Genomic DNA, 21,258 nt, shown 5'->3' with positions numbered 1-21,258 from the left:
TTCCCGAACCCCGGACAAAGACACCACTACTGAGGCACACTCACGTCATGAAGAGCACCCAGACGGGGGGCGCCCGGACGCGCGCCGTCATCTACTGCCGCATCAGCCAGGACCGCACCGGCGCCGGCCTCGGCGTCGACCGCCAGCGCGAAGACTGCGAGGCCCTCGCGGAACGTAACGGCTGGGATGTCGCCGAGACTTACGTCGACAACGACATCTCTGCCTTCACCGGGAAGAAGCGGCCGGGCTACGAGAAGATGCTCGCCGACCTCGACCAGGGCGCAGCGACCATCGTCGTCGCCTGGCACACCGACCGCCTCCACCGCTCGCCCACCGAGCTGGAGAAGTACATCGCCCTGAGCGAGCGGCGCGGCGTGTCCACGCACACCGTCCAGGCCGGCGAACTCGACCTGTCCACGCCGACCGGCCGGATGACCGCGCGGATCCTCGGCGCCGTCGCCCGCCAGGAGGGGGAGCACAAGGGGGAGCGCGTCGCCCGCGCCCGTCGGCAGAAGGCCCTCAACGGTGAGTGGATGGGCGGCATTCGCCCGTTCGGCTGGGGCATGCCCACCGGCGAAACGAAGAAGAAGGTCGACCGGAAGACCGGCGAGGAGGTCGAGGTTCCGGAGCTGGACATGATGAAGGCCGTACCGGAGGAGGCCGAGGCGCTGCGCTACTGGACGGACGAGATCCTGTCCGGCGGCTCCATCCGGGGCCTCGTGAAGTGGTGCGCCGACAAAGGCATCCTCACCACGCGCGGGAACCCCGTCACCCACACCGACATGCGGGACATGCTGCTGCGCCCCAGGAATGCGGGGATCGCCGTCTACAGGGGCGAGGAGGTAGGCCGCGGCAAGTGGGACCCGATCGTCGACGAGACGAAGTACAGGGCCGTCGTGGCGATCCTGAAGAACCCGGACCGCAGGACGACGCCCGGGGCTACGCCGAAGTGGCTGGGATCGCTGCTCTTCCGGTGCGGCCGCGGGGAGTGCACGGAGTACGTATTCGTCACCCAGTCCGGCGGCCGCCGGTTCCCCAGCTACCGGTGCCAGACCGGGCACGGCGGCGGCCGGCGCGCCGAGGTCGTCGACCAGTACGTCGAGGACACCGTCGTCGCGCGGCTGTCACAGCCGGACGCGCACGAGCTGCTGCTCCCCGGTCCGGACGACGTGAACGTCGCGGGCCTGCAGGCGGAGAGCGAGCAGATCCGCCGGCGGATGACCGACCTGGCGGCGCTGTTCGGTGCGGGGCAGATCGACATGGTGCAGTTCACGCAGGGCACCGACACGGCGCGGGCACAGCTGGAGGGTGTCACGCAGCAGCTCGCACGGGCGGCGACCCTGGATCCGCTGGTCGGTCTGGTGGGGGCGCCGGATGTGCGGAAGGCCTGGAAGGCGCTGGACCTAGACCGACAACGAAACGCGCTGCGGTCGCTGGTCGAGGTGACGCTGAAAACCCCCCGACCCGGACGCATGCCGGACGGGGGGTACTTCGACTACGACGCGGTGGTGTTCGCTTGGAAGCGGGGGCAGGACGCGTAGGTAGCTCATCCTCCCTGCTGGTAGCTGTAGGCGAGTCTTGTCCATCAGCCGACCGTCCAGACCGCAGTGTTTATTACGGTCAGCACGTCGAGACGTCAGCACATGAGCTCCTCTACTGGCCTCGCTTACGGCGACGAGCGGGGACTTGCAAAGGAGCTTCCCTCTTCGGCTCCTCCAGCAAATATGCCAGAGACTCAGGAATCTTGGGTGGGAGCCATCCCTTCGCCCTGAACTCATTGATCACTTCTCGCGCATCTCTCTCATAGTCGGCCTGATAACTCAAATAAACCTCTAGGTTGGATCGACTCTGAGCAAGTTCACTTTTCTTTTCAACTAGCGCTTCCATCTTTTCGTTGCACTCGGTCATGAGCTTATAGCTCCTATCCGCCTCCGCGAACATCTCGTTTGTGGAGTCTGCAAGTCGCTCCTGCGCCTCCAGCTCCTTGACCTGGTTCAGGATGTCCTTCTGCTTCTCTGCGTGGCGGAAGAACTCCCTCCTGAGCTGCGCCAGCTGCTCTTCAATCTGGTCCAGCTCGGGAGCAACCCTCTCCACTACCGGCCGGATCTCTTCAACCTTTTCCCTGCACTCTTCGATCTGCCCCATCAGGAAGATCAAGTCATCACAGAGCGGTACGGGGTTATCTCCGTAGACCTCCTCTTCACCACTTTGCGCGTGCTCCCCACTAATCCACGCAGCAGATGCATACGGATCTACATCCGAACCAGGAAGGATCTCGAAACTGGACTCAAAGCCCATCGGGGCAATGAGCCAGACTGGTGGGATTTTCAGGACTGCCGCGAAAACGAGCAACTCGGCAACGCCGATTGATGCCCTGCGGCCGTTTTCAAAGTTCGCAATCACCGACCTCTGAATCGGCATCCCAAGCGCAGCACAACTATCGGCAAGCTCCTGGGCGCTCAAGCCTCGCCGCTCCCTGTGCCGGCGCAACTCTCGCGCGACGCCACGAGCCAGCCTCTCGGACCACGATTGCTGTTGTGTCATGGCAGCACAGTACGACACCACTTGACACGCGACAAGACAGCCACTCATGCTGTGATGCAAGTGCTCAACGGTACAGCGGAGTGACACTTCATGACACAAGTCAGCACAGAAGCGCACGCGCTGACACGAGAGGAGCTGTTGGCCTTGCCCGCCAGCATCGACATCGTGACGGCCGGCCGCGCGTTCGGAGTTGGTCGAACCACCGCATACGCACTCGCCCGAAGCGGCGAATTTCCCTGCCAGGTCATCCGGGCGGGGCGTGCGTACCGAGCGATCACGGCGGACCTGCTCCGGGTCCTGCACATCACCCCCGAGAGCGGTGACGGCGCCGAACCTTGCCCGTCCGACGCCGCCTGAGAACGGCCCGATCCGCACCAGCGCTAACTAGCAAGACGGCGACACCCGGGGTCTTGCCCACCCCATCAGTGCCGCCGCCGGAAAGAGACGTCTCAATGACTCACGTTACGGCAAAGGCGCCGTTCGTCGACCAGAGCATCTCCGTCAACCTCACCGTCGAGGTCATGACCGACCCCGACAACGGCCAGCCCATGCTGGTCGCCGCCACGCAGGGGAACCAGGGCGACCTTCAGGTGGTCACCGTGGCCCAAGCGCTGGCCAAGGTCACCATGCTCCGCGAACAGGCCAGCCGCATCGAGGCCCTCGTCAACCGGTACGCCGAAGAGGTCCTCATCCCCGCGTTCCTCACCGCGTTTGACATCCAGCTCGAGGAGCTCGACATAGCCAACCTCGTCGAGGACGCACCCGACCTCGCCGCCCGCTTTCGCGCCTTCGCCGCAGTCAAGAACGACGGCAGCGTCATCGCCGCCGTTCCCAAGGGACAGCCAGCCACCGAACGACTTGCCGCTATCCGAGACCTGGTCCTTGACCTGCAGAAGAAGGAACAGGGGTGACCGCCCCTCAAAGCACGCCGGCCGTCGGAGGCGATACGCCCCCGGCTCGCCCGGTCCGCTTCACCGACCCGGCTCGTAACGCGGCCTATTGGGCGCGCATCGACCGCATCGTCGCGGAGGCCCCGCCCCTCAGCCAGGAACAGGTTGCGACCCTCCGAACGATCTTCAGCACGGTCACCACCGCTAAGCGCCAGGAGGCGGCGTGACCGAGAAGACGCGCTCCGAGTGCCGCCATTGGATCGGTGCCGAACGCCGGCACTGCAAGCAAGTCGAGGGTGTCCGCCAGTACATCCCCGGCCCACGCTACCCCGCCCACACCCCGAACGCCCTGCGTGGCCTGCCCGAGACGCCGCCCGGGCCGGGCTGGCCCATCCACCGCAAGGAGGAGAACCAGTGAGCGACCTGTCATACACCGAGCGCGCGCAGTTCCTCGCTGCCGTCCAGGGCATGGGCGAGGGGGATGAGATCCCGGAAGCCTGCTTCCGGCTCGTCTACGAGATGGAGTCCGAGACCGCCGCCCCCTGGGCGCAGTCCGACCCGTTCGCCGCCGAGCGGTACCTGGCCGCCCGCGGCGCCACCCCGAAGAACGCCGCCGCCAACGCGGCCGAATTCGAGGTCAGCATGCGGGCGCTCTACGCACTGGCCACCGGCCGGCCCGCCCAGTCCTTCCAGGACATCGCCGACTGGATCGAGCAGAACGTGGACAGTGCCCAGTGAGCGAGCGCCGCCCAGGCCAGTGGCCCGTCGACAACCCCGTCGACCTGGAGCCGGTGACGGAAGACGAGCTGTACGTGCAGCGCGCCGCCGAGCGCGCCCTGCACGAGATGGTCCTCGACTCCATCCGGCACGACCTGCAGCAGCAGCCCACCCCGCTCTCCGTCCTCACCACCGCCCGCAACTGGTGCACCCGCATCACCGCGGCCGCCGAAGACATCGCCCACGAGAAGCGGAAGGCCGCATGAGCCACGGGCGGGCGCCGTACCTCCCCCCACGGCGCCCGCCCGCACCCCACGAACCATCTGGCCAGCTCGTAGAAGAGAGCACGTTCGTGAACAGCACGACCACCGTCCTCCCGCTCTTCGGGGAGGACACCGAGCAGGACCAGGCGGAGATCCAGCCGACCCCGATCCGGCTCGGCATGGCCGCCGCCGCGGCCCGCCTCGTCCCGTACCGGGACACCCAGAACGAAGACGGCAAGCCGCGGGCGCTGCTCGTCGTCGACTGCCCGTTCTGCGACCACCAGCACGTCCACCCGGCCGGCCTCGCCTCGGCGCCGCGCGTCTGCCCTCGACGCTCGCGCTGCGTCGGCCGCCCGACCGGCGTCTACTACTTCCCGGCGGTGCACCAGTGACCCAAGCCCCGCCCGCACCCCTCGTCGCCGACGAGCAACTCATCCACGCGTCCCTGGCCTACCACTTCCAGGACGTCCCCGGACTGCTCAGCATCTGCTCCGACAAGGACGGCTGGGCCGGACGCCGGTTCACCACCGACGAGGCCGGGATCGCGGCCGCCACCCAGTACGCCATGACGCTCGACGGGCGGTCCGCGAAGGGCGTCTACGCCCAGGTGACCACCCTGCGCGAGCGGCCCGCCGAGGGACGCGGCGGAAAGGAACTCGCGCACGGCCTCACGTTCCTGTGGGCCGACGGCGACTACGGCACCACCGGGCACAAGCCCGGCCTGGACGACCTGCCGCACCCGTCCGACGCCGACCACGTCCGCGAGATCGTGGCCGCGTCCGGGCTGCCGCAGCCGTCCGGCTGGTGGCTGTCCGGCGGCGGCTACAACCCGATCTGGGTGCTCGCCGAGCCGTACATCATCAGCAGCGACGACCGGGCCACCGTCGAGCAGTTCACCATGGGCCTGCAGGCCGTCCTCGGCGGGTCGGCCTACTCCCACGGCGTCTCGTGGGACACGCAGATCGGCAACCTCGACCGGCTCATGCGGATCCCCGGCACCGTCAACCGCAAGGCCGAGCCCCGGCCGACGGGCAGCTTCCCGGGCACGGGCGAGCCCGTCGACCTGGCCGTGATGCGCGAAGCCGTCGCACGGCTGGAGCCGGACGCGCGGGCCCTGCTGGAGAAGGCGGCCGCCGAGAAGCGAGCCCGGCACGCCGCACGCACCGGGCGGACCACGCACGCCGCACCTCCGCCGCGACGCGCCACCTTCCCGCGCTCGGCCGGGGGAACCAGCGTCTTCGACATCCTCGCGACCGAACTGGCGTTCCGTGACGTCCTGGAGTCCGCGGGCTGGACGTACCGGGGCACGGCCGCCGACGGGCGGGAGAAGTGGCTGCGCCCGGCCGGCGCCGAAGGGGCAGCGGACAGCGACTACAGCCTCGTCTGCGACGACCACGTCGCCGTGAACTGGTCCGAGCGCTCCGGCCTGCCCGTGGGGCAGCAGCCGGCGGGGCGGAAGCTGACCGTCCCCACCCTGTGGGCGCACATCCACTACGGCGGCGACGAACGCGAGGCCGCCCGCGACGTGCTGCGCGCCGCCTTCGACCAGGACGCCCAGGCGGCCGCCCGGGCGCTGCCTGCCGCGGTCCTGGGCCGGGTGCGGCAGCACTGCCGGCCGCCCGGGCAGCGCACCGCCGCTCCGCCCCCGCCGCCCGAGGACATGTGGGCATCCTTCGACGAGACGCCCGAGCCGGACCCCGCCGACGACGACGGCACGGAGCAACCCGGCGGGATCCCGGGCCTGATCCCCGAGGAGTTCTACGCCGCGCGCCCCGAGCTGGCGCACATCCGTCAGGCCGGGCATTCCCGCAGCCGGTCCGGGGACGTCGCCCTGCTGTCGGTGCTCACCCGCCTGTCATCGCTGGTGTCGCACCGGATCCGCGCAGACACCGGCATCGCCGGGTACGCCTCGCTCAACCTGTTCGGCGGGATCATCGGCCCGTCCGGCATCGGCAAGTCCACCGGCGTCGAGGTCGCCGACCGGCTCATGCCCGCGCCGCCCGAGCTGGACTTCCGCGACGGGCTGCCGCTCGGCTCCGGCGAGGGCCTCGCCGAGGTGTTCATGGGCGTCGTCGAGGAGGAGACCGGCGAGGTGCGCCGGGGCCGCGGCGGTACGGAGACGCCCGTCACCGTGAACGTCCGCAAGCAGGTCCGGCACAACGCGTTCTTCTACGTCGACGAGGGCGCCACGATCACCCGGCTGATGAAGGAACGGTCCGGCTCCACCCTCGGCGAGACCCTCCGCAGCGCCGCCGTCGGCCAGACCCTCGGGCAGACCAACGCCTCGAAGGACACCAGCCGGTACATCCCCAGCGGCTCGTACAGCCTCGGTCTGCTGGTCGGCTTCCAGCCGGAGACCGTGGCCCCGCTGTTCGAGGAGGTCGCCGAGGGCACGCCGCAGCGGTTCGTGTGGGTGCAGGTCATCGACCCGGCCATCCCTGACGTGCCGCCGGCCTGGCCCGGGGAGCTCACCGCGTGGAAGGACGCGGCCACGGTTGCGCCGGGGGACTCGGCGAGCCGGTTCGTGCTCATCTCCTTCGACGAGTCCATCAAGGCGGAGCTGCGCGCCGCCGACCTGGCCAAGGTCCGCGGCATGGTGCAGGCATCGGAGCTGAACCCGTTCGACTCACAGGCCCCGGTGATGCGAGTGAAGCTCGCCTCGCTGCTGGCCATCCTCGCCGGGCGACGACACGTCAACCCGGAGGACTGGCAGCTGGCGCAGACGCTGTGGGAGGCGTCGTGCGCGACCCGCGATGCAGTGCTGGAGTACACCGTGGCGCAGCGGCGGGCCGAGCAGGAGAAGCGGACCACGGCGCGCATCGAGGAGGAAGTCCGAGTCGACCACGCCAAGCAGCTGGCGGAGGAGAAGCGGACGGAACGGGCTGTCGAACGCCTCGCGCTGCGGCTGTCGGCTCATGTGCATGCGAAGGGGCCGTTGCCGCGCACGGAACTGAGGAAGCGGGCGGCTGGCCGGGAGAAGCGTCTACTGTCCGACGCCTACTCCTACGCTCTGCTGCGCGAGTGGCTCGTCGAGACGGACGGGAAGTTCGCGCCGGGCCCTGTCCCCCCGTCGTGAGGGGGGACAAGGGGAGGACAGGGGACAGCGTTTGTCCCCCCCCTCTTCCCCCGGAGCGACGAATTTCGTTCCACTCAGAAACTATTGCAGACGCAAGCAAGCATCTGACCTGCACTAATAGGAGATCAAGATCAACTACTAGAGGACTCGCATAGCGCGCGAGGGAGGGGGGGACAAACGCTGTCCCTCTTGTCCCCCCTCGTCCCCCTGTTCCCTCCAACCGATCAAGGAGACCTGATGTCCAACTTCCTCCCCGCAGCCCCCGGCTGGTACGTCCGTGAGACCGACGACGAAGGCGAGCACCTCGACCCAGTCATCGCCTGGAAGACCGCGACCGGCGACGACGGCGACGTCCTGCTGCCCTTCGTCGACGCAGGGCCCGGCTACCCGCCGTTCGCCCTCACCGAGGACTCGTTCAAGCACTGCAACCGCCACGTCGTCTACCGGCCCAACCACGACCCCAGTAACGGAATCTGACTCAACCCCACTCGCCGAAGGAGATGCAGATGATCCCGGCCAACCGTCCTGCCTACGTGGCCCGCTACCGCCACCACAACAAGGCCACTGACACCACCCACCACTCCACCAAGCCCGTCGTCGCCTGGGACGACGACAAGACCGCACTCGTCGTAGACGAGAAGACCGGCCGCCTCGTCGATGCCGACAGCTACAGCAACTTCGCTGGCCTCATGGAAGACAGTGCTCCTCAAGTCGTCGCCACCTTCCCTGGTGACGGCTGGCTCGCCGAGTACCGCGACGAAGACGGCACCACCTTCACGTTCCGCGTCGTGGCCTGGAACGCGAAGGACGACGGCGACCTGGAGCCGGTCGTCGTCGACAAGGACGGTTTCGCCAGCAACCCCACCAGCGACGACGGCTTCGTTCGGCTGTACCACCCCAGCGAGGAACCGTCCGCGCCCCAGCAGCCCGCCTGATCCGCACACTCCAGCCGGGCCCGCGGTCACCGGGCCCGGCCTCCCATCCAGCACACCACGAAGGAGCCCGCCATGGCAGGCGAGACCGTGATCACCGTCGTCGGCAACCTGGTCGATGATCCGGAACTTCGGTGGACCCCGGCCGGCGCCGCGGTCGCCAAGTTCCGCGTCGCGTCGACCCCGCGCGTCTTCGACCGGCAGACGAACGAGTGGAAGGACGGCGAGACGCTGTTCCTCACCTGCTCGGTGTGGCGTCAGGCCGCCGAGAACGTCGCCGAGTCCCTCGCCCGCGGCACCCGCGTCATCGTCCAGGGCCGGCTGAAGCCGCGGTCCTACGAGGACGGGCAGGGCGTGAAGCGCACCGTGTTCGAGCTCGACGTCGACGAGGTCGGCCCGGCCCTCGCCCGCGCCACCGCCAAGGTCACCAAGACCTCCGGCCGCGGTGGCAACCGTGGGGGAACGCCCACGGATGACTCGTGGGCCGGAGCGAAGCCCGCCAACAGCCAGCCGCAGGGCAGCGGATGGGGCGGGCAGCAGCAGCCCGCCGCACAGGGCGCCCCGTCCGAGCCCCCTTTCTGATCAAGGAGCCGACGTGACTGTGAACGAACTCCAGATGCTCATCTGCGGCATCGGCATCGGCGCCCAGACCATGGCCGTCCTGCACATGATCGGCGACATGCGCGACGCTCGACGGAGCCTCGCCGAGTCCCGTCAGGCGCGGCGCCGCGCGGCCGCCGACCACTACCTCAACAGCGTCCGCCTGCACCGGCTGCAGCAGCGCACGGGGGTCCGCCGGTGACCGGGGCCGACGCCGGAAAGGGGCGGGACCTGGCGCCCGCCCCTGGCGACGAGGAGCTGCGCGCCGCGCTGCGCCACGCCCTCGCACGCTTCATCGACCCGGACGACGACACCATGCCCGCCCTCAATCGTGCCGACGGCGGCTTCACCTGGGTCCCCGCCGGCTCCGTCATCGACGACCTGATGAAGGTCGTGGAGCCGCTGGCCCGCATGTACCTGCAGGCCATGGGGGACCTCGGCCGGGCCCTCGACAGGCTCGACGGCGATGCGGAGAAGACATGAACACCTGCGGACTGTGCGAGCGCGACCTCGAGGCCGGGCACCTCTGCCCAGGGGACACGCTCGCCCTCGGGGAGCGGCTGGAGCGGATGCCGACCCTGTACGCGGCGCTGGCCGGGTTCCTCGCCCCGGCCGCCCGCGGCGGCGCCGAGCGCGTCTCCACCGGCCACGCCGTGAGCGGCCTGCCCGTCGACGAGGCCGTCCTCGACCTCCGCTACGGGGGCATCGCCCTCGTCCTGGAGTCGTGGCGCTCCGACGTCCAGCGGGTGCGTGGCTGGGGGGAGCCGGCCGTCGTCGGCGACGTCGAGGAGCGGGTGCGGCGCGCGGCCCGGTGGCTGGGCATGGAGCTGCCGTGGATCGCGGCCAGCTACCCGGCGGCCGGCGACCTCGCCCGGGAGGTGCGCGAGCTGGAGGGCGCGGCCCTGTCGATCGTCGGCGCGCTGCCGGAGCGCGGCCGGCGGATCGGGCAGTGCGTGGCGGTCGACTCCTCCGGGGTGATCTGCGGCGCCGTGATCCGTCACCTGCCCGGCCAGACCAAGCTGGTGTGCGACTGGTGCAACTGCGTGTACGCCACCGAGCAGGACCTGCTGCTGCTCCGCCACTACCAACCGCGGGAGTCGGCATGAAGACCTTGCATCCAACAGGGGTGTTGGATAGAGTCGTCCCGATGGAACCCAAGCCCTGGCGGGACCGGGTCCGCGACGAGGAAGAGCTGTTGGCGCAGCTCAACCAAGCCGCATCCGACGCCGCCTCTCGACGAGCCCAAGCCCTCCGCGACGGCGTCGACGAACTCGGCTCCGTCGCCGAGGTCGCCCGCGCCCTCGGCCGCAGCTGGCAAGCCGTCGACCAGGCGCTCAAGAGGGACCAACGCAAGAAGGCGCCCAAGCCGGACGCCCCCACAACCGAATAGACAGCGAGGGCCGGACAGCAGCTCCCAGGTGTTGGCGCACCCGGGGCGATCGCACCGCCCGACCCTCCACCGAACATCCTGATTACGGCAGGAGTCGGCATGACCGATCTTTCCACGTCCGCCTGCGCGGACAACACCACCCTTCCCGAGCCTGTACGCGACCTGCTCGCGGCCGTCCTCGAGGCGATCGACCTCCCGCACCCGGCCACGACCGGCGGGTCCGAGGTGCACGACCGCCTGCTCGCGACCCGCGTCGTCCACGCCCGGATCGCCCTGCGGAACCTGCTCGACGACGGCCCCGCCCTGGGCCCGGCCTGGACCGCGAAGTACCTGCGCGAGCGCCTCGCCGAGCACCCCATCACCGGGTACGTCACCGTCGACCAGGCGCACGCCGCCCTCGACGCGGGCAAGACCTGGTCCGAGGCCGTCACCCTCGACGGTGGTGAGGCCCAGTGAGCACCGAGCCCCGCTTCGTCAACGTGCCCGTCCTCGTCATCAAGTCCCTGGAGATCGACGAACCGGACTGGTGCATCGACCCCCACACCAGCGCTCAGTTCCGGCCGGACATCACCCACAACGGGCCCGAGGTCTCCGCCCACATCGAGACCCGCCGCGGCCCCGAACCGTTCCTCACCGCGTGGATCTCCCACGCCCCGTTCTCCGAGCTTGCCCCCGAGCCCCTGCCCGTTCTCGCGGTCGACGCCGGCGGCGACATCCTCAACTTCGACCCCGACAGCGTCCGGGACTTCACCGCCACCGTGCGCGCCCACCTCGACGTCCTCGACCAGCTCGCCACCGAGCTGGAGCGAGTCCGGGGAGGTGGCCGATGACCACCCGCACTCTCACCAAGGGGCAGCGGGGGGTCCTCGCCACCGCAGCCGCCCTGATGCTCGCCGTCGGCGCGGCCGGCGCCTGGGGCACCTACAGCAACGCCGCCGCCGAGTTCCACCGGCAGGCCACCGCCGCGGGCGTCGTCGCCGCAGGAGAGGGCCTCACCCTCATCCTCGCGATGGTGATGCTCGGCCGGACCATGCTCGGCATGTCCTCCCCGGCTGTCGTCCGGCTCGGCATGTGGCTCGCCCCCGTCTCCGCGTCCTGCATCGGCGTGACCATCGCGGGCAGCCCCCGGGAAGCCGCCGTGTACGCGGTCACCCCGCTCGCCATGTCCGGCGCCGCCGAGGGCCTAGGTTTCATCGCCCGCAGCATCGTCGTCTACACCTCCGGCACGGACGCCGAGACGCTCCGCCGCACCGCAGACGCCGCCCGACACCTGGCCTTCCACAAGGCGGTCGCCGACGGCCACCCCAGCAAGTGGCAGCGCAAGCTCGCCAAGCGCCGCTACTGGAGGCTCGCCCGGTACGTCGGCGTCGGCGACACCGAGCTCGGCGCCGGCCTGGTTGACGTCCAACGCCACCGCGTCCGTGACGGAGCTGATGCGGCCCTCGCCGCCATGTACGGCGCCACCACCCCGGCCACCGCCGCAGCGCCGCCCGTGACGCCCGGCCGCGACTCCGCCACCGAGGCGCTGCGCCGCCACTTCGAGACCCTCGACCCGACCGAGGCCATCCGCCTCGCACACCAGGGCCGCCCTGATGCGCCCCCGGCCGAGCTCGCGCATCTGCTCGGCACCTACGGGGTCACCGTCGACCCCGTCGCGGTCGCCCTGGTCCTCGGCCAGCGGCCCGCCGAGTACGAGGTGCAGCGCGATGATGCGCCCGCGCATCAGCAGGTCAGCGCCCTGGAGCCGGTCAATCTGCAGGGCGCGGTCATGGAGGCCGCATCCGCCCTCGGGCCGGACGCCAAGGCCAAGGACATCGTCGAGCACATCGCCCGGCACCGGCGCCTCCTTGTCGATGAGCCCTACGTCCGCACCGCCCTCTCCCGAGCGGCGAAGAAGGCCGAGCCGGAGCCCCCGGCCACGCCGATGGAGGGCGGATACGCATGATGCGCCTCACCTTCGGCGCCCTCCTCGGGCTCCTCGTCGCCTACCCGGCGCTGCTCGCCCTGGTCCTCGCCGCCGTCACCGCGGTCGTCGCGCAGCCCGCCTTCCTCGCGGTCGGCGCCGGCGTCCTGCTGTGGCCGCGCATCACCCGACGCATCAGGAGGTGGACGTCGTGAGCGACGCCCTCAACAAGGCCGAGGCCGCCGTCGCCCGCGCCGAGACCGACACGGCCGCCGTACAGATCGCGCTCGCCGCGCTGGAGCTCGCCAAGGCGGCTCAGGCCCAGCAGACCGCGCAGGCGCCGGCCTGCGGCCACCAGCACAAGCCGGGCCGCAGCGCCGGCGAGTGGTTGGCGATCGGCTGCGGCGTGTGCGTCGGCGGCATCGGCCTGGCCTTCGCGTCCATCGCCATCGCCATCGCCGCGTGCTGCGCCACCGGCTGCTTCCTGATCCTCCGGCACATCTGGCAGGACATGCAGAAGGGCCGCTGACCGGCCCTTCCGTCCCACAGAGGTTCCTTCAGGACCTCTGTCGGGCGGTGGGACCGGACAGGCCGGCCCGCAACCTGAGAGGACAACGCCATGGGTGAGTACAGCCGTCAGATCGCCGAGCAGGAGACCGCGATCCGCGAGGCCAGCGGCCGGAAGAGCGACGCACGGATGGCGGGCAACGCGGCCGGCGCCCGGGCCGCGCAGAAGACGATCGACAACGCCCTCGACAACATCAACACGCTCAAGGTCATGGAGAAGTACCGGGCGCAGGACTGACCTGCCAGCCCTTCCGTCCTCCGCCAGCCGTGGGGATAAGCCCACGGCTGGCGGGGGTGCGGTGGGGCCGGACAGTCCGGCCCGCAACCCGAGAGGACCCCATGGACGATCTGACGTTCTCCGACTTCACGACCGCAGAGAAGGCCCGTGTCGCCGCGTTGACGGCCCGTATGGCGAAGCGCGGACTGGCGGGCGACAGCGTCGACATCAGCGACCTGCAGCGGCGCATCGAGCGCATCGAGGACCAGGCCCGCCGTCGCAAGCAGCAGCAGTAGCCACGCCCCGGGGCGGCCGTCCACCGGCCAGGGAAGATCGGCCGCCCCGGGCCTCCGTACCCCTGCAAGAGGTAGGAAGCCCCAGGATGTCAGTGACCCTGATCAAGACTCCAGACGACACCCAAGACGCCAAGGTGTCCTCGACCCGCACCCAGCGGCGCCGCGCCCGCTACCTGCGCATCACCAAGGCCGCCCTCGCCGACGAGCGCGTCCGCACCATCGGCCGCCTCGCCGTCCGCCACGCCTCCTACATCGCCGGCGGCACCAAGGTCACCGCCCGCCGCGTCTGGGACTCCCGCAGCAGCAGCCGCTACGAGCGGATGATCCGCGCCGCCGAAGCCGCCGGCCTCATGGACGAGGTCAAGGAATGGGAGGCCCGCGCCCAGGCCTACCGGGCCGCCCGCCACCGCCGCCGCCTCGACATGCTCCAGCTCATGATCCAGGCACCCAAGGCCATCGGCCTCGCCACCGCCGGCGGTGCCGGAGTACTGCTCATGCTCGGCATCCTGCTGGCCTGGGGCAGCGGCGAAGTCCGAGACGTCCTCACCCCCATCGAGACCGTCATCGACCTCGTCCGCCTGGTCGCGCTCATCGGCGGCATCGTCTGGGACCCGTTCCTGCTCGCCGCCCCCTGGATCACGCTCGCGACCGTGTGGGCCCTCGGCCGGCACCAGCACACCGCCCCGCAGTGGGCCCTGCCCGCCAGTGCCCGCACCTTCGGCGACACCATCACTCCGTCCATCGTCGTCGTCGCCTTCCGTGACCTGGGCATTTCCGCCCTGCGTAAGGCCATCGACGGCATGGGCGACATCGGCGCCGCCATGCTGTCCCCCATCAAGATCGCCGGATGCGGGGTGGAGGTCGACGTCACCCTGCCGTCCGGGGTGTCCACCGAGGAGATCCAGACCAAGCGCCGCAAGCTCGCCGAGAACCTCAACCGGCACGAGCACGAGGTGTTCATCACCATCCCTCCCGCCCCGCGCACCGTGCGCCTGTGGATCGCCGACAGCGGCGCCCTCGACGAGCCCATCGGCCCCTCCCCGCTCATGGCCGACGAGGACGTGACCGCCGACTACTACACCGGCTCCGCCCCGTGGGGGCAGAACCTGCGCGGCGACGCCGTCGGCGTGAGCGTCTTCCAGCGGCACATCCTGCTCACCGGCCTGTCCAACCAGGGCAAGACCGCCTCCCTGCGCGCCCTCGCCCTGTGGCTCGCCTTCGACCCGACCGTCGACTTCTACATCGCCGACCTCAAGGGCGTCGGCGACTGGCGCGGCTTCCTCGGCCTGGCCCAGGTCCTCATCCAGGGCCCCACCGACGACCACGTCGCCCAGGCCGTCGACATGGTCGAGTGGGGCGTCGACGAGATGCAGAAGCGCATCGCCCTACTGGAGGAGTCCGGGGCCACGGACGGTGTCACCCGCGAGATGGCCCGCACCGACCCCCGCTTCCGCCCCATCGTCCTCATCGTCGACGAGGCCCAGGTCGCCTACGGATGCGGCGCCAAGAGCCTCGACGGCCGCCCCTACGGCGGCGCCAAGGCCACCAGCCGCTACTTCATGGCCGTCAAGAAGATCCACGACCAGGGGCGGGTCGTGAACGTCACCATCTGGGAAGGCACCCAGGACCCCACCGACGAGAACCTGCCCAAGCGCAGCCGTGAGGGCAACCACATCCGTGGCTCCCTCGTCCTGGGCACCGAGTCCCAGGCCAAGATGGCGCTCGGCGAGGCCCCCGTCGACGCCGGCGCCGCCCCGCACAAGCTCCGGCGCGGCAAGGACCGCGGCACGCTGGTCGTCGCGGGCGAGGGCATCCCGCTCGAGGCCGGACAGGCCTCCGTGACCGTGCGGACGCACTTCATCTCCGGCGAGGACGCCGCCGTGCTCACCGATCGGGCCAAGGCCCGCCGCGAGAGCGTCGCCACCGTCCACAAGCTGGAGGTCGTCCAGCCCGTCGACCACCTCGCCGACCTGGCCGCCGTCGTCGGCCGGGAGAAGCGGGTACGCACCACCGAAGTCCTGCACCGCCTCAAGGCCCGCAACCACGCCGTGTACGAGCACTGGACCGGCGCCCGACTCAAGGCCCTCCTCGCCGAGTACGGGGAGGACACCGGTACCTACGACGGCTATCCGGTGGTGCGCCTGGAGAGCGTCGAGCGGGCCCTGGAGCAGCGCGCGGAGGAGCTCGCAGAGGCCCAGTGACCCAGCAGTGGGCAGTGACTTTCCACTTCCAAGGTCACTGCCCCGCCTCACTGGCGTTGATCAGCGCAAACGGCGATCAAGTGAGGCAGTGAAGCCGTCCCCAGGGACCCGCAAGTGCCCCTGGAGACGGCCTCTCTGGCGCCCGCCACAAGGTCACTCACTGCCGCATCATGGGGGCATGGAGTCGCAGAACCTGAGACCCGGACACCTCACCGCGCACCAGACGGCGCGCGTCCTCGGCGTCACCCTCACCGGCCTCCGCAGCATCGTCCACCGAGGCCAGCTCACCCGCTCCGGCGGCAGCCCGCGCCAGCCCTGGTACCTCGCCGCCGACGTCGCCGCCCTCGCCGCTAAGCGGGCTGCCCGCAGCGTCGCTTGACCGCAGGTCAGACAGAGTGCAACGATCTCGGTGTACAACTGTGCCCGTAGGAGGGCACCGCAGACATACCAAGGCCCCGGACACCCGGGGCCTTCGTCGTACCCGGAGGCCCGCATGCCTCGACGAGCGATGCAGGTCTGCCCGACGCCAGGCTGTCCCACTCTCACCCAGTCCGGGCGCTGCCCCACCTGCCAGGCCAAAGCCCGAGCAGCCAGACCTCAGTCCAACACCCGCGGCTACAACTCGGCATGGCGCAAGGCCAGTGCCGAGTACCTGCAGACGCACCCCTACTGCGAGTGCACCGAGTGCGCGGCCCTGCCTCAGCTCCAGCGCGACCTGGCCACCGAGGTCGACCACATCGACGGCCTCGGCCCCCTCGGCCCCCGCGGCTTCGACCCGAGCAACTGGCAGGCCATGAGCAAGCGGCACCACTCGCGCAAGACCGCAGCCGAGACATGGGGCACGTGACGCTCGGTCATCGGACCCAGGGGGGTGACCCCCGGCGGCCTGGGGGTGGAACAGCGCGGGGGAGGGCGCTGTCTGGTTCGTCGGGTTCAGAGGTCCGCCCAGAACCCCCCGGTCGTCACGCAAGGTGACGCCGTTCGTGCTGCGCAACGCAGCGTCGGAGGAGTGATCGACCATGCCCCGTGGTGGAGCGCGCGCGGTCTCCGGGCCGCCGCCGGACCCGAACTCCCTGCGCCAGGTGAAGGCTGCCGAGCGTGGTGGGTGGAAGACGCTGCCGGCTGAGGGCCGTACCGGTGAGCTGCCCGAGTGGCCGCTGACGGAGGCGACGGACCGGGAGTGGGCGCTGTGGGAGGACCTGTGGTCCAAGCCGCAGGCAGTGGTGTGGGAGGAGATGGGCCAGGAGCTGGAGGTGGCGCTGTTCGCGCGGACGCTGGCGGAGGCGGAGCGGCCGGACGCCCGCGTGGACGTGAAGAAGATGGTGCGCGGCTACCTCGACAGTCTCGGTCTGAGCGTCACCGGGATGCTGCGGAACCGGTGGAAGATCGCCCCGGCTGCTGGGGTCGAGACGGAGACGGAGGAGGCCGCGCCAGCGGCGCGTCGCCCATCTGCCCGTGACCGGCTGAAGGTCGTGCCCAGTGGTGAAGGGGCCTGACGCCGGGCCCGAGTTCGTCGTCGACTTCCCCACGCTGTGGATCGTCCCGGACTGGATCGAAGCGCACTGCCCGATCCCGGACGGTTTCCGGCAGGGCGAGGACCTCGAGCTGTATCCGTGGCAGCTGTGGTGCACGGTCAACCACTACCGGGTGAAGCCCGAGGCCCGCGTGGGGCAGCTGGCGCCGGCGTTCCGCTACCGCCGTAGCCAGATCGTCGCGCCGCAGAAGACCGGCAAGGGCCCGTGGTCGGCGACCATCACGCTGGCGGAGGCCGCGGGCCCGGTGGTGTTCGCCGGGTGGGCGCGCGGCGGCGAGGTGTACCGGTGCTCGGATCACGGCTGCAGCTGTGGCTGGTGGTACCAGTACGAGGCGGGCGAGCCGATGGGCACCCCGTGGCCGACACCGCTGATCCAGCTGGTGGCCACGGCCGAGGACCAGGTCGACAACGTCTACCGGCCGCTGCGCAACATGGTGAAGCTCGGGCCGCTGTCGGAGTTCATGCGGGTCGGCGAGGAGTTCACCCGGGTCGGCGATTCGGGTCGCATCGACACGGTGACGTCGTCGGCCATGAGCAGGCTGGGCAACCCGATCACGTTCGCCAACCAGGACGAGACGGGTCTGTGGACCACGGCGAACAAGCTGCGCCGGGTGGCGGAGACGCAGCGGCGCGGCCTGGCCGGTATGGGCGGCCGGTCGATGGAGACGACGAACGGGTGGGATCCGTCGGAGAACTCGGTGGCGCAGACGACGTCCGAGTCGAAGTCCCGGGACATCTTCCGCTACCACCCGCAGGCGCCGAAGACGCTGTCCTACGGCAGCAAGCGGGACCGGCGGAAGATCCACGCGATCGTCTACGCCGGGTCGTCGCACGTCGACCTGGACGCGATCGAGGCGGAGGCCGCCGAGATCATGGAGAAGGACCCGGCGCAGGCCGAGCGGTTCTTCGGTAATCGGTGTGTGTCGGGGTCGGCGGCCTGGCTGGATCCGGCGAAGTGGGCGGCCAAGGCGGTGCCGCGCCGGGTGCGGCCGATGACGCGGATCGTCCTCGGGTTCGACGGCTCGGACGTGGACGACTGGACCGCGATCCGCGCGGAGACGATGGACGGCTACCAGTTCACCCCGGTCTACGGGGAGAACGACGAGCCGACCATCTGGAACCCGGCCGACTACGGGGGGCAGGTTCCGCGCGCGGAGGTGCGCGCGGCGATGCAGCAGCTGATGTTCCGCTATGACGTGGTGCGGCTGTACGCGGACCCCCCCTACTGGGAGACCGAGATCGACGAATGGGTCGACCTGTACGGCGAGGAGCGGGTGATCCGCTGGCACACCCGGCGCATCGTCCAGATGCACTCGGCGTGCGAGCGGCTGAAGACGGACGTGGTCAAGCGCAACAGCGAGGGGGCCGCGTTCACGCACGACGGGTGCCCGATCACAGCGGACCACATCGCCAACACGCGCGCGGCCGCGCGCCCGATGGACCGCTACGTGCTGCGCAAGGCGAGCCCCGCTCAGAAGATCGACGCCACCATTCCCAGCGTCCTCGCGCACGAGGCGCTGGGCGACGTCATCGCCGCCGGCCTCGCCGAGCGACAGCAGTCCTTCTACTACGGCAGCTGAGAGGGGGCCCGATGGCGACGATGGAGCAGGCCCTGCAGCTGGTGCAGCTGCTGGAGGCGGAGCTCATGCAGCGCAGCCGGGACATCACCCGGCACAACGCCTACTACCGCGGGGAGCACCCGCTGAAGTTCGCGTCGGATGAGTTCGCGAAGTTCCACGGGGACCGCTACCGCGACTTCTCCGACAACTGGACGCAGGTGGTGGCCGACTCCCCGGTGGAGCGGCTCACCGTCACGGGCTTCCAGGCCTCCGGTGAAACGGATGCCGACAAGGATCTGTGGAAGGTGTGGCAGGTCAACGGCCTGGACGCGGACAGCCAGCTCGGTTTCCTTGGCTCGGTCGTCAACGCTCGGTCGTTCGTGCTGGTGTGGGGCGACCCGAAGGACCCGGACATGCCCGTGGTCACGTTCGAGGACCCCTCCCAGTGCGTCATCGCCTACGAGCCCGGCTCGCGCCGGCTGCGGCGGGCGGCACTGAAGCGCTGGCAGGACGGCGGCGAGGACTACGCCACCCTCTACCTGGCGGATGAGGTGTGGAAGTTCTGCCGCCCGCACGTGGTCCATGACGGGGAGAAGTCCCCGCAGATGGTCGACGTCGACGAGGCGATGAAGAAGTGGTCGCCGCGCGACCCGGAGGCCTTGGGCGAGCCGAACCCGCAGCCCAACCCCATGGGCGTGGTGCCGATGGTGGAGCTGCCCAACAAGTCGGTACTGGTGGGCGAGCCGATCAGCGACGTGCGCGGCGTGATCGCCATGCAGGACGCCATCAACCTGCTGTGGGCGCAGCTGTTCACCGCCTCCGACTACGCGTCCTTCCCGCAGCGGGTCATCATGGGCGCCGAACGCCCCGTGATTCCGAAGCTGAACAGTGAGGGCGAGGTCATCGGCACGCAGCCGGTGGACATCGAGAAGTTCGCGGTGGACCGCGTGATGATGTTCAACGGCAAGGACGTCCGGATCGGCGAGTGGCAGGCCGCCAACCTCGCCATGTACACCGGCCTGATCGAGGTGGCGGTGGGGCACCTGGCCGCGCAGACCCGCACCCCCCAGCACTATCTCGTCGGGAAGATGGCCAACCTGGCGGAGGGCGCGCTGCTCGCCGCGGAGACCGGCCTGGTCAAGCGGACCGAGGAGAAGCAGATCTGGTCCGGGCAGGGCCTGCGTGAGATGGCCCGGCTGATCGCCCTGGCCCGCGGTGAGGACGCCAAGGCGGCCGCCCTGCGCTCCGGGCGGGTGCTGTGGAAGGACGCGGAGTCCCGCAGCCACGCGCAGATGGCGGACGCGCTGCTGAAGCTGAAGCAGCTGGGCTTCCCCTTCAAGTGGCTGGCCCTGCGCTACGGCCTGACGCCGACCGAGGTGGCCGACGTGATGGCGATGCGCATGGAGGAGTTGGAGGCCGACCCGGTCACCGAGCTCACCCGGCAGATCGGCGGCGGCCCGCCCACCGCCGGCAATGTCCCGCCCGGGGACACCGACCCCGACGAGGGGCCGGGCGAGGGTGAGGAGCCGGCGGCGTGAGCCCGTCCCCGGAGGCGGTCGCGCACATGGAAGCCCGGCAGCGCCTGACGGTGGCAACGGCTCTGGCCACGCACCACATCTGGCGGCGCCTGGACGAGGACCACCTGTACCAGTCCTGGCTCGGTCTGCTCGGGGACGTCCTCGCCATCATCATGAGCGGGCAGCTGGCGGCCGCACAGATGACCGCGCCGTGGCTGAACGAGCTGCTGGGACCGGAGAACGACGACCGGCCCGACGCCGGCCGCATCGTCCCTGAGGCGTTCACCGGCGTCGACGGCGCAGGCCGCCCGCTCGCCGGGGTCCTCATGGCTCCGATCTGGACGGCGCTGCGGCTGGTCACCGCTGGCCGCCCCATCGTCCAGGCCCTGGTCGCCGGACGGTCGATGCTGGACGCCATCGCCCAGACCGCAGTCGCGGACATCGGGCGGGCCGCCGACTCGGCCGCCATGACCGCGCGTCCAACCGTGACCGGCTACATCCGCGTGGTGGAGGGCGGCGCCTGCTCGCGCTGCGTGGTCCTCGCCGGGAACGAGTACCACACGGACAAGGCGTTCCTGCGGCATCCGCGCTGCAAGTGCGGCATGGAGCCCGTCACCCGGGAGCACCGCCCCCGGCCCGCGTCGCCGAAGGAACTGGTGGCGCAGATGTCCGAGGAGCAGCGGCGCAAGACGTTCGGCGAGGCCGGCGCCAAGGCCCTCGCCGAGGGCGCCGACGTGGGGCAGCTGGTCAACGCCCGCCGCGGCATGTCCGGCGCGTCCGTCCTGGGCGGCCGCGCGGTCACCACGACCGAGGGCACGGTGCGCGGCGAGTTCCGCCGGCAGGAGTTCCGCCGCCTCCAGCAGGCGGGAGCCATCCCCCGTTCGCGGAGCATCCGCGGCTTCCGCCCCACTGAGGCCCGCCTGATGCCCGAAGAGATCTACCGCGTGGCCGACGACCGCACGCACGCCGTGCAGCTGCTGCGCCGCTACGGCTACATCGCCTGACCTTCTCGCTCGCCCGCGCGCAACGCCCGGGCCCAACCCCGCAATGGG

31 protein-coding genes are annotated in these 21,258 nt (G+C 70.4%); 30 read left to right on the top strand and 1 reads right to left on the bottom strand.

All coding sequences use genetic code 11. The features are described from left to right. Nucleotides 1-47: 47 nt before the first annotated feature. The gene (locus ACH4F6_RS39245; protein ID WP_397965439.1) at nucleotides 48-1,541 is read left to right on the top strand and encodes a recombinase family protein; all 1,494 of its coding nucleotides are present in this window, start codon (nucleotides 48-50) and stop codon (nucleotides 1,539-1,541) included. Nucleotides 1,542-1,653: 112 nt separating this feature from the next. Here the strand turns inward: ACH4F6_RS39245 and ACH4F6_RS39240 are convergent, their stop codons facing one another. After that, complete coding sequence (locus ACH4F6_RS39240) at nucleotides 1,654-2,544, bottom strand: helix-turn-helix domain-containing protein (RefSeq protein WP_397965437.1); 891 nt, start codon at nucleotides 2,542-2,544, stop codon at nucleotides 1,654-1,656. A gap of 90 nt (nucleotides 2,545-2,634) precedes the next feature. On the opposite strand from ACH4F6_RS39240, the gene ACH4F6_RS39235 reads away from it, so the two are divergent. The 29 genes from ACH4F6_RS39235 to ACH4F6_RS39095 all read left to right on the top strand — a co-directional run bounded on the left by ACH4F6_RS39235 (nucleotide 2,635) and on the right by ACH4F6_RS39095 (nucleotide 21,210). Continuing rightward, nucleotides 2,635-2,901: a DNA-binding protein gene (locus ACH4F6_RS39235; RefSeq protein WP_397965436.1), complete on the top strand. Its 267-nt coding sequence runs from the start codon at nucleotides 2,635-2,637 to the stop codon at nucleotides 2,899-2,901. A gap of 95 nt (nucleotides 2,902-2,996) precedes the next feature. Beyond that, entirely contained in the window at nucleotides 2,997-3,455 is a 459-nt protein-coding gene (locus tag ACH4F6_RS39230) for a hypothetical protein (protein WP_397965434.1), read from the top strand. After that, complete coding sequence (locus ACH4F6_RS39225) at nucleotides 3,452-3,661, top strand: hypothetical protein (protein ID WP_397965433.1); 210 nt, start codon at nucleotides 3,452-3,454, stop codon at nucleotides 3,659-3,661. The genes ACH4F6_RS39230 and ACH4F6_RS39225 overlap by 4 nt, the downstream gene beginning before the upstream one ends. After that, on the top strand, nucleotides 3,658-3,852 hold the full coding sequence (locus tag ACH4F6_RS39220) for a hypothetical protein (RefSeq protein WP_397965432.1): 195 nt from the start codon (nucleotides 3,658-3,660) through the stop codon (nucleotides 3,850-3,852). The genes ACH4F6_RS39225 and ACH4F6_RS39220 overlap by 4 nt, the downstream gene beginning before the upstream one ends. After that, nucleotides 3,849-4,172, top strand: coding sequence for a hypothetical protein (locus ACH4F6_RS39215; RefSeq protein WP_397965430.1), 324 nt, complete (start codon nucleotides 3,849-3,851; stop codon nucleotides 4,170-4,172). The genes ACH4F6_RS39220 and ACH4F6_RS39215 overlap by 4 nt, the downstream gene beginning before the upstream one ends. Continuing rightward, on the top strand, nucleotides 4,169-4,417 hold the full coding sequence (locus tag ACH4F6_RS39210) for a hypothetical protein (RefSeq protein WP_397965429.1): 249 nt from the start codon (nucleotides 4,169-4,171) through the stop codon (nucleotides 4,415-4,417). The genes ACH4F6_RS39215 and ACH4F6_RS39210 overlap by 4 nt, the downstream gene beginning before the upstream one ends. A gap of 86 nt (nucleotides 4,418-4,503) precedes the next feature. Further along, a complete protein-coding gene (locus ACH4F6_RS39205; protein WP_397965428.1) occupies nucleotides 4,504-4,806 on the top strand; it encodes a hypothetical protein in 303 nt (100 codons plus the stop codon). After that, the gene (locus ACH4F6_RS39200; RefSeq protein ID WP_397965427.1) at nucleotides 4,803-7,490 is read left to right on the top strand and encodes a hypothetical protein; all 2,688 of its coding nucleotides are present in this window, start codon (nucleotides 4,803-4,805) and stop codon (nucleotides 7,488-7,490) included. The genes ACH4F6_RS39205 and ACH4F6_RS39200 overlap by 4 nt, the downstream gene beginning before the upstream one ends. A 237-nt stretch (nucleotides 7,491-7,727) precedes the next feature. Continuing rightward, on the top strand, nucleotides 7,728-7,967 hold the full coding sequence (locus ACH4F6_RS39195) for a hypothetical protein (RefSeq protein WP_397965426.1): 240 nt from the start codon (nucleotides 7,728-7,730) through the stop codon (nucleotides 7,965-7,967). Between the two features lie 29 nt (nucleotides 7,968-7,996). Beyond that, complete coding sequence (locus ACH4F6_RS39190) at nucleotides 7,997-8,425, top strand: hypothetical protein (protein ID WP_397965424.1); 429 nt, start codon at nucleotides 7,997-7,999, stop codon at nucleotides 8,423-8,425. A gap of 72 nt (nucleotides 8,426-8,497) precedes the next feature. Further along, on the top strand, nucleotides 8,498-9,004 hold the full coding sequence (locus ACH4F6_RS39185) for a single-stranded DNA-binding protein (RefSeq protein ID WP_397965423.1): 507 nt from the start codon (nucleotides 8,498-8,500) through the stop codon (nucleotides 9,002-9,004). A 13-nt stretch (nucleotides 9,005-9,017) separates the two neighbouring features. After that, nucleotides 9,018-9,224: a hypothetical protein gene (locus tag ACH4F6_RS39180; protein ID WP_397965421.1), complete on the top strand. Its 207-nt coding sequence runs from the start codon at nucleotides 9,018-9,020 to the stop codon at nucleotides 9,222-9,224. After that, nucleotides 9,221-9,505 carry a hypothetical protein gene (locus tag ACH4F6_RS39175; RefSeq protein ID WP_397965420.1) on the top strand — a complete coding sequence of 95 codons (285 nt, stop codon included), beginning with the start codon at nucleotides 9,221-9,223 and terminating at the stop codon, nucleotides 9,503-9,505. Before ACH4F6_RS39180 ends, ACH4F6_RS39175 begins: the two co-directional genes overlap by 4 nt. After that, nucleotides 9,502-10,128, top strand: a complete 627-nt coding sequence (locus ACH4F6_RS39170; protein WP_397965419.1) for a hypothetical protein — start codon at nucleotides 9,502-9,504, stop codon at nucleotides 10,126-10,128. The genes ACH4F6_RS39175 and ACH4F6_RS39170 overlap by 4 nt, the downstream gene beginning before the upstream one ends. A 41-nt stretch (nucleotides 10,129-10,169) precedes the next feature. After that, entirely contained in the window at nucleotides 10,170-10,412 is a 243-nt protein-coding gene (locus tag ACH4F6_RS39165) for a hypothetical protein (protein ID WP_397965418.1), read from the top strand. A gap of 99 nt (nucleotides 10,413-10,511) precedes the next feature. Continuing rightward, nucleotides 10,512-10,868: a hypothetical protein gene (locus ACH4F6_RS39160; protein ID WP_397965417.1), complete on the top strand. Its 357-nt coding sequence runs from the start codon at nucleotides 10,512-10,514 to the stop codon at nucleotides 10,866-10,868. Then, nucleotides 10,865-11,242, top strand: a complete 378-nt coding sequence (locus ACH4F6_RS39155; RefSeq protein ID WP_397965416.1) for a DUF6907 domain-containing protein — start codon at nucleotides 10,865-10,867, stop codon at nucleotides 11,240-11,242. Before ACH4F6_RS39160 ends, ACH4F6_RS39155 begins: the two co-directional genes overlap by 4 nt. Further along, a complete protein-coding gene (locus ACH4F6_RS39150; RefSeq protein WP_397965415.1) occupies nucleotides 11,239-12,357 on the top strand; it encodes a conjugal transfer protein in 1,119 nt (372 codons plus the stop codon). The genes ACH4F6_RS39155 and ACH4F6_RS39150 overlap by 4 nt, the downstream gene beginning before the upstream one ends. Next, a complete protein-coding gene (locus tag ACH4F6_RS39145) occupies nucleotides 12,354-12,530 on the top strand; it encodes a hypothetical protein (RefSeq protein ID WP_397965414.1) in 177 nt (58 codons plus the stop codon). Before ACH4F6_RS39150 ends, ACH4F6_RS39145 begins: the two co-directional genes overlap by 4 nt. Next, on the top strand, nucleotides 12,527-12,844 hold the full coding sequence (locus ACH4F6_RS39140; RefSeq protein ID WP_397965413.1) for a hypothetical protein: 318 nt from the start codon (nucleotides 12,527-12,529) through the stop codon (nucleotides 12,842-12,844). Before ACH4F6_RS39145 ends, ACH4F6_RS39140 begins: the two co-directional genes overlap by 4 nt. A gap of 90 nt (nucleotides 12,845-12,934) precedes the next feature. Continuing rightward, nucleotides 12,935-13,120 (top strand): hypothetical protein, encoded by a 186-nt coding sequence (locus ACH4F6_RS39135; RefSeq protein WP_397965411.1) that lies wholly within the window; start codon nucleotides 12,935-12,937, stop codon nucleotides 13,118-13,120. 101 nt (nucleotides 13,121-13,221) lie between these two features. After that, nucleotides 13,222-13,395 carry a DUF6257 family protein gene (locus ACH4F6_RS39130; protein WP_397965409.1) on the top strand — a complete coding sequence of 58 codons (174 nt, stop codon included), beginning with the start codon at nucleotides 13,222-13,224 and terminating at the stop codon, nucleotides 13,393-13,395. Between the two features lie 86 nt (nucleotides 13,396-13,481). Beyond that, nucleotides 13,482-15,596: an FtsK/SpoIIIE domain-containing protein gene (locus ACH4F6_RS39125; protein WP_397965408.1), complete on the top strand. Its 2,115-nt coding sequence runs from the start codon at nucleotides 13,482-13,484 to the stop codon at nucleotides 15,594-15,596. A gap of 178 nt (nucleotides 15,597-15,774) precedes the next feature. Then, a complete protein-coding gene (locus ACH4F6_RS39120) occupies nucleotides 15,775-15,975 on the top strand; it encodes a hypothetical protein (RefSeq protein WP_397965406.1) in 201 nt (66 codons plus the stop codon). Between the two features lie 114 nt (nucleotides 15,976-16,089). Then, on the top strand, nucleotides 16,090-16,443 hold the full coding sequence (locus ACH4F6_RS39115) for an HNH endonuclease signature motif containing protein (RefSeq protein WP_397965404.1): 354 nt from the start codon (nucleotides 16,090-16,092) through the stop codon (nucleotides 16,441-16,443). Between the two features lie 172 nt (nucleotides 16,444-16,615). Continuing rightward, nucleotides 16,616-17,092, top strand: a complete 477-nt coding sequence (locus ACH4F6_RS39110; protein ID WP_397965403.1) for a hypothetical protein — start codon at nucleotides 16,616-16,618, stop codon at nucleotides 17,090-17,092. Beyond that, nucleotides 17,076-18,710 (top strand): hypothetical protein, encoded by a 1,635-nt coding sequence (locus ACH4F6_RS39105; RefSeq protein ID WP_397965401.1) that lies wholly within the window; start codon nucleotides 17,076-17,078, stop codon nucleotides 18,708-18,710. The genes ACH4F6_RS39110 and ACH4F6_RS39105 overlap by 17 nt, the downstream gene beginning before the upstream one ends. A gap of 11 nt (nucleotides 18,711-18,721) precedes the next feature. After that, nucleotides 18,722-20,227 carry a phage portal protein gene (locus tag ACH4F6_RS39100; RefSeq protein WP_397965400.1) on the top strand — a complete coding sequence of 502 codons (1,506 nt, stop codon included), beginning with the start codon at nucleotides 18,722-18,724 and terminating at the stop codon, nucleotides 20,225-20,227. Beyond that, on the top strand, nucleotides 20,224-21,210 hold the full coding sequence (locus ACH4F6_RS39095; RefSeq protein ID WP_397965398.1) for a hypothetical protein: 987 nt from the start codon (nucleotides 20,224-20,226) through the stop codon (nucleotides 21,208-21,210). The genes ACH4F6_RS39100 and ACH4F6_RS39095 overlap by 4 nt, the downstream gene beginning before the upstream one ends. Nucleotides 21,211-21,258: the final 48 nt, after the last annotated feature.

This window comes from Streptomyces sp. NPDC017936 (genome assembly GCF_044328485.1).
Lineage (GTDB): Bacteria > Actinomycetota > Actinomycetes > Streptomycetales > Streptomycetaceae > Streptomyces.
The sequence above is the reverse complement of the archived record's forward strand: the minus strand, read 5'-3'. Positions and strand labels throughout refer to the sequence as shown.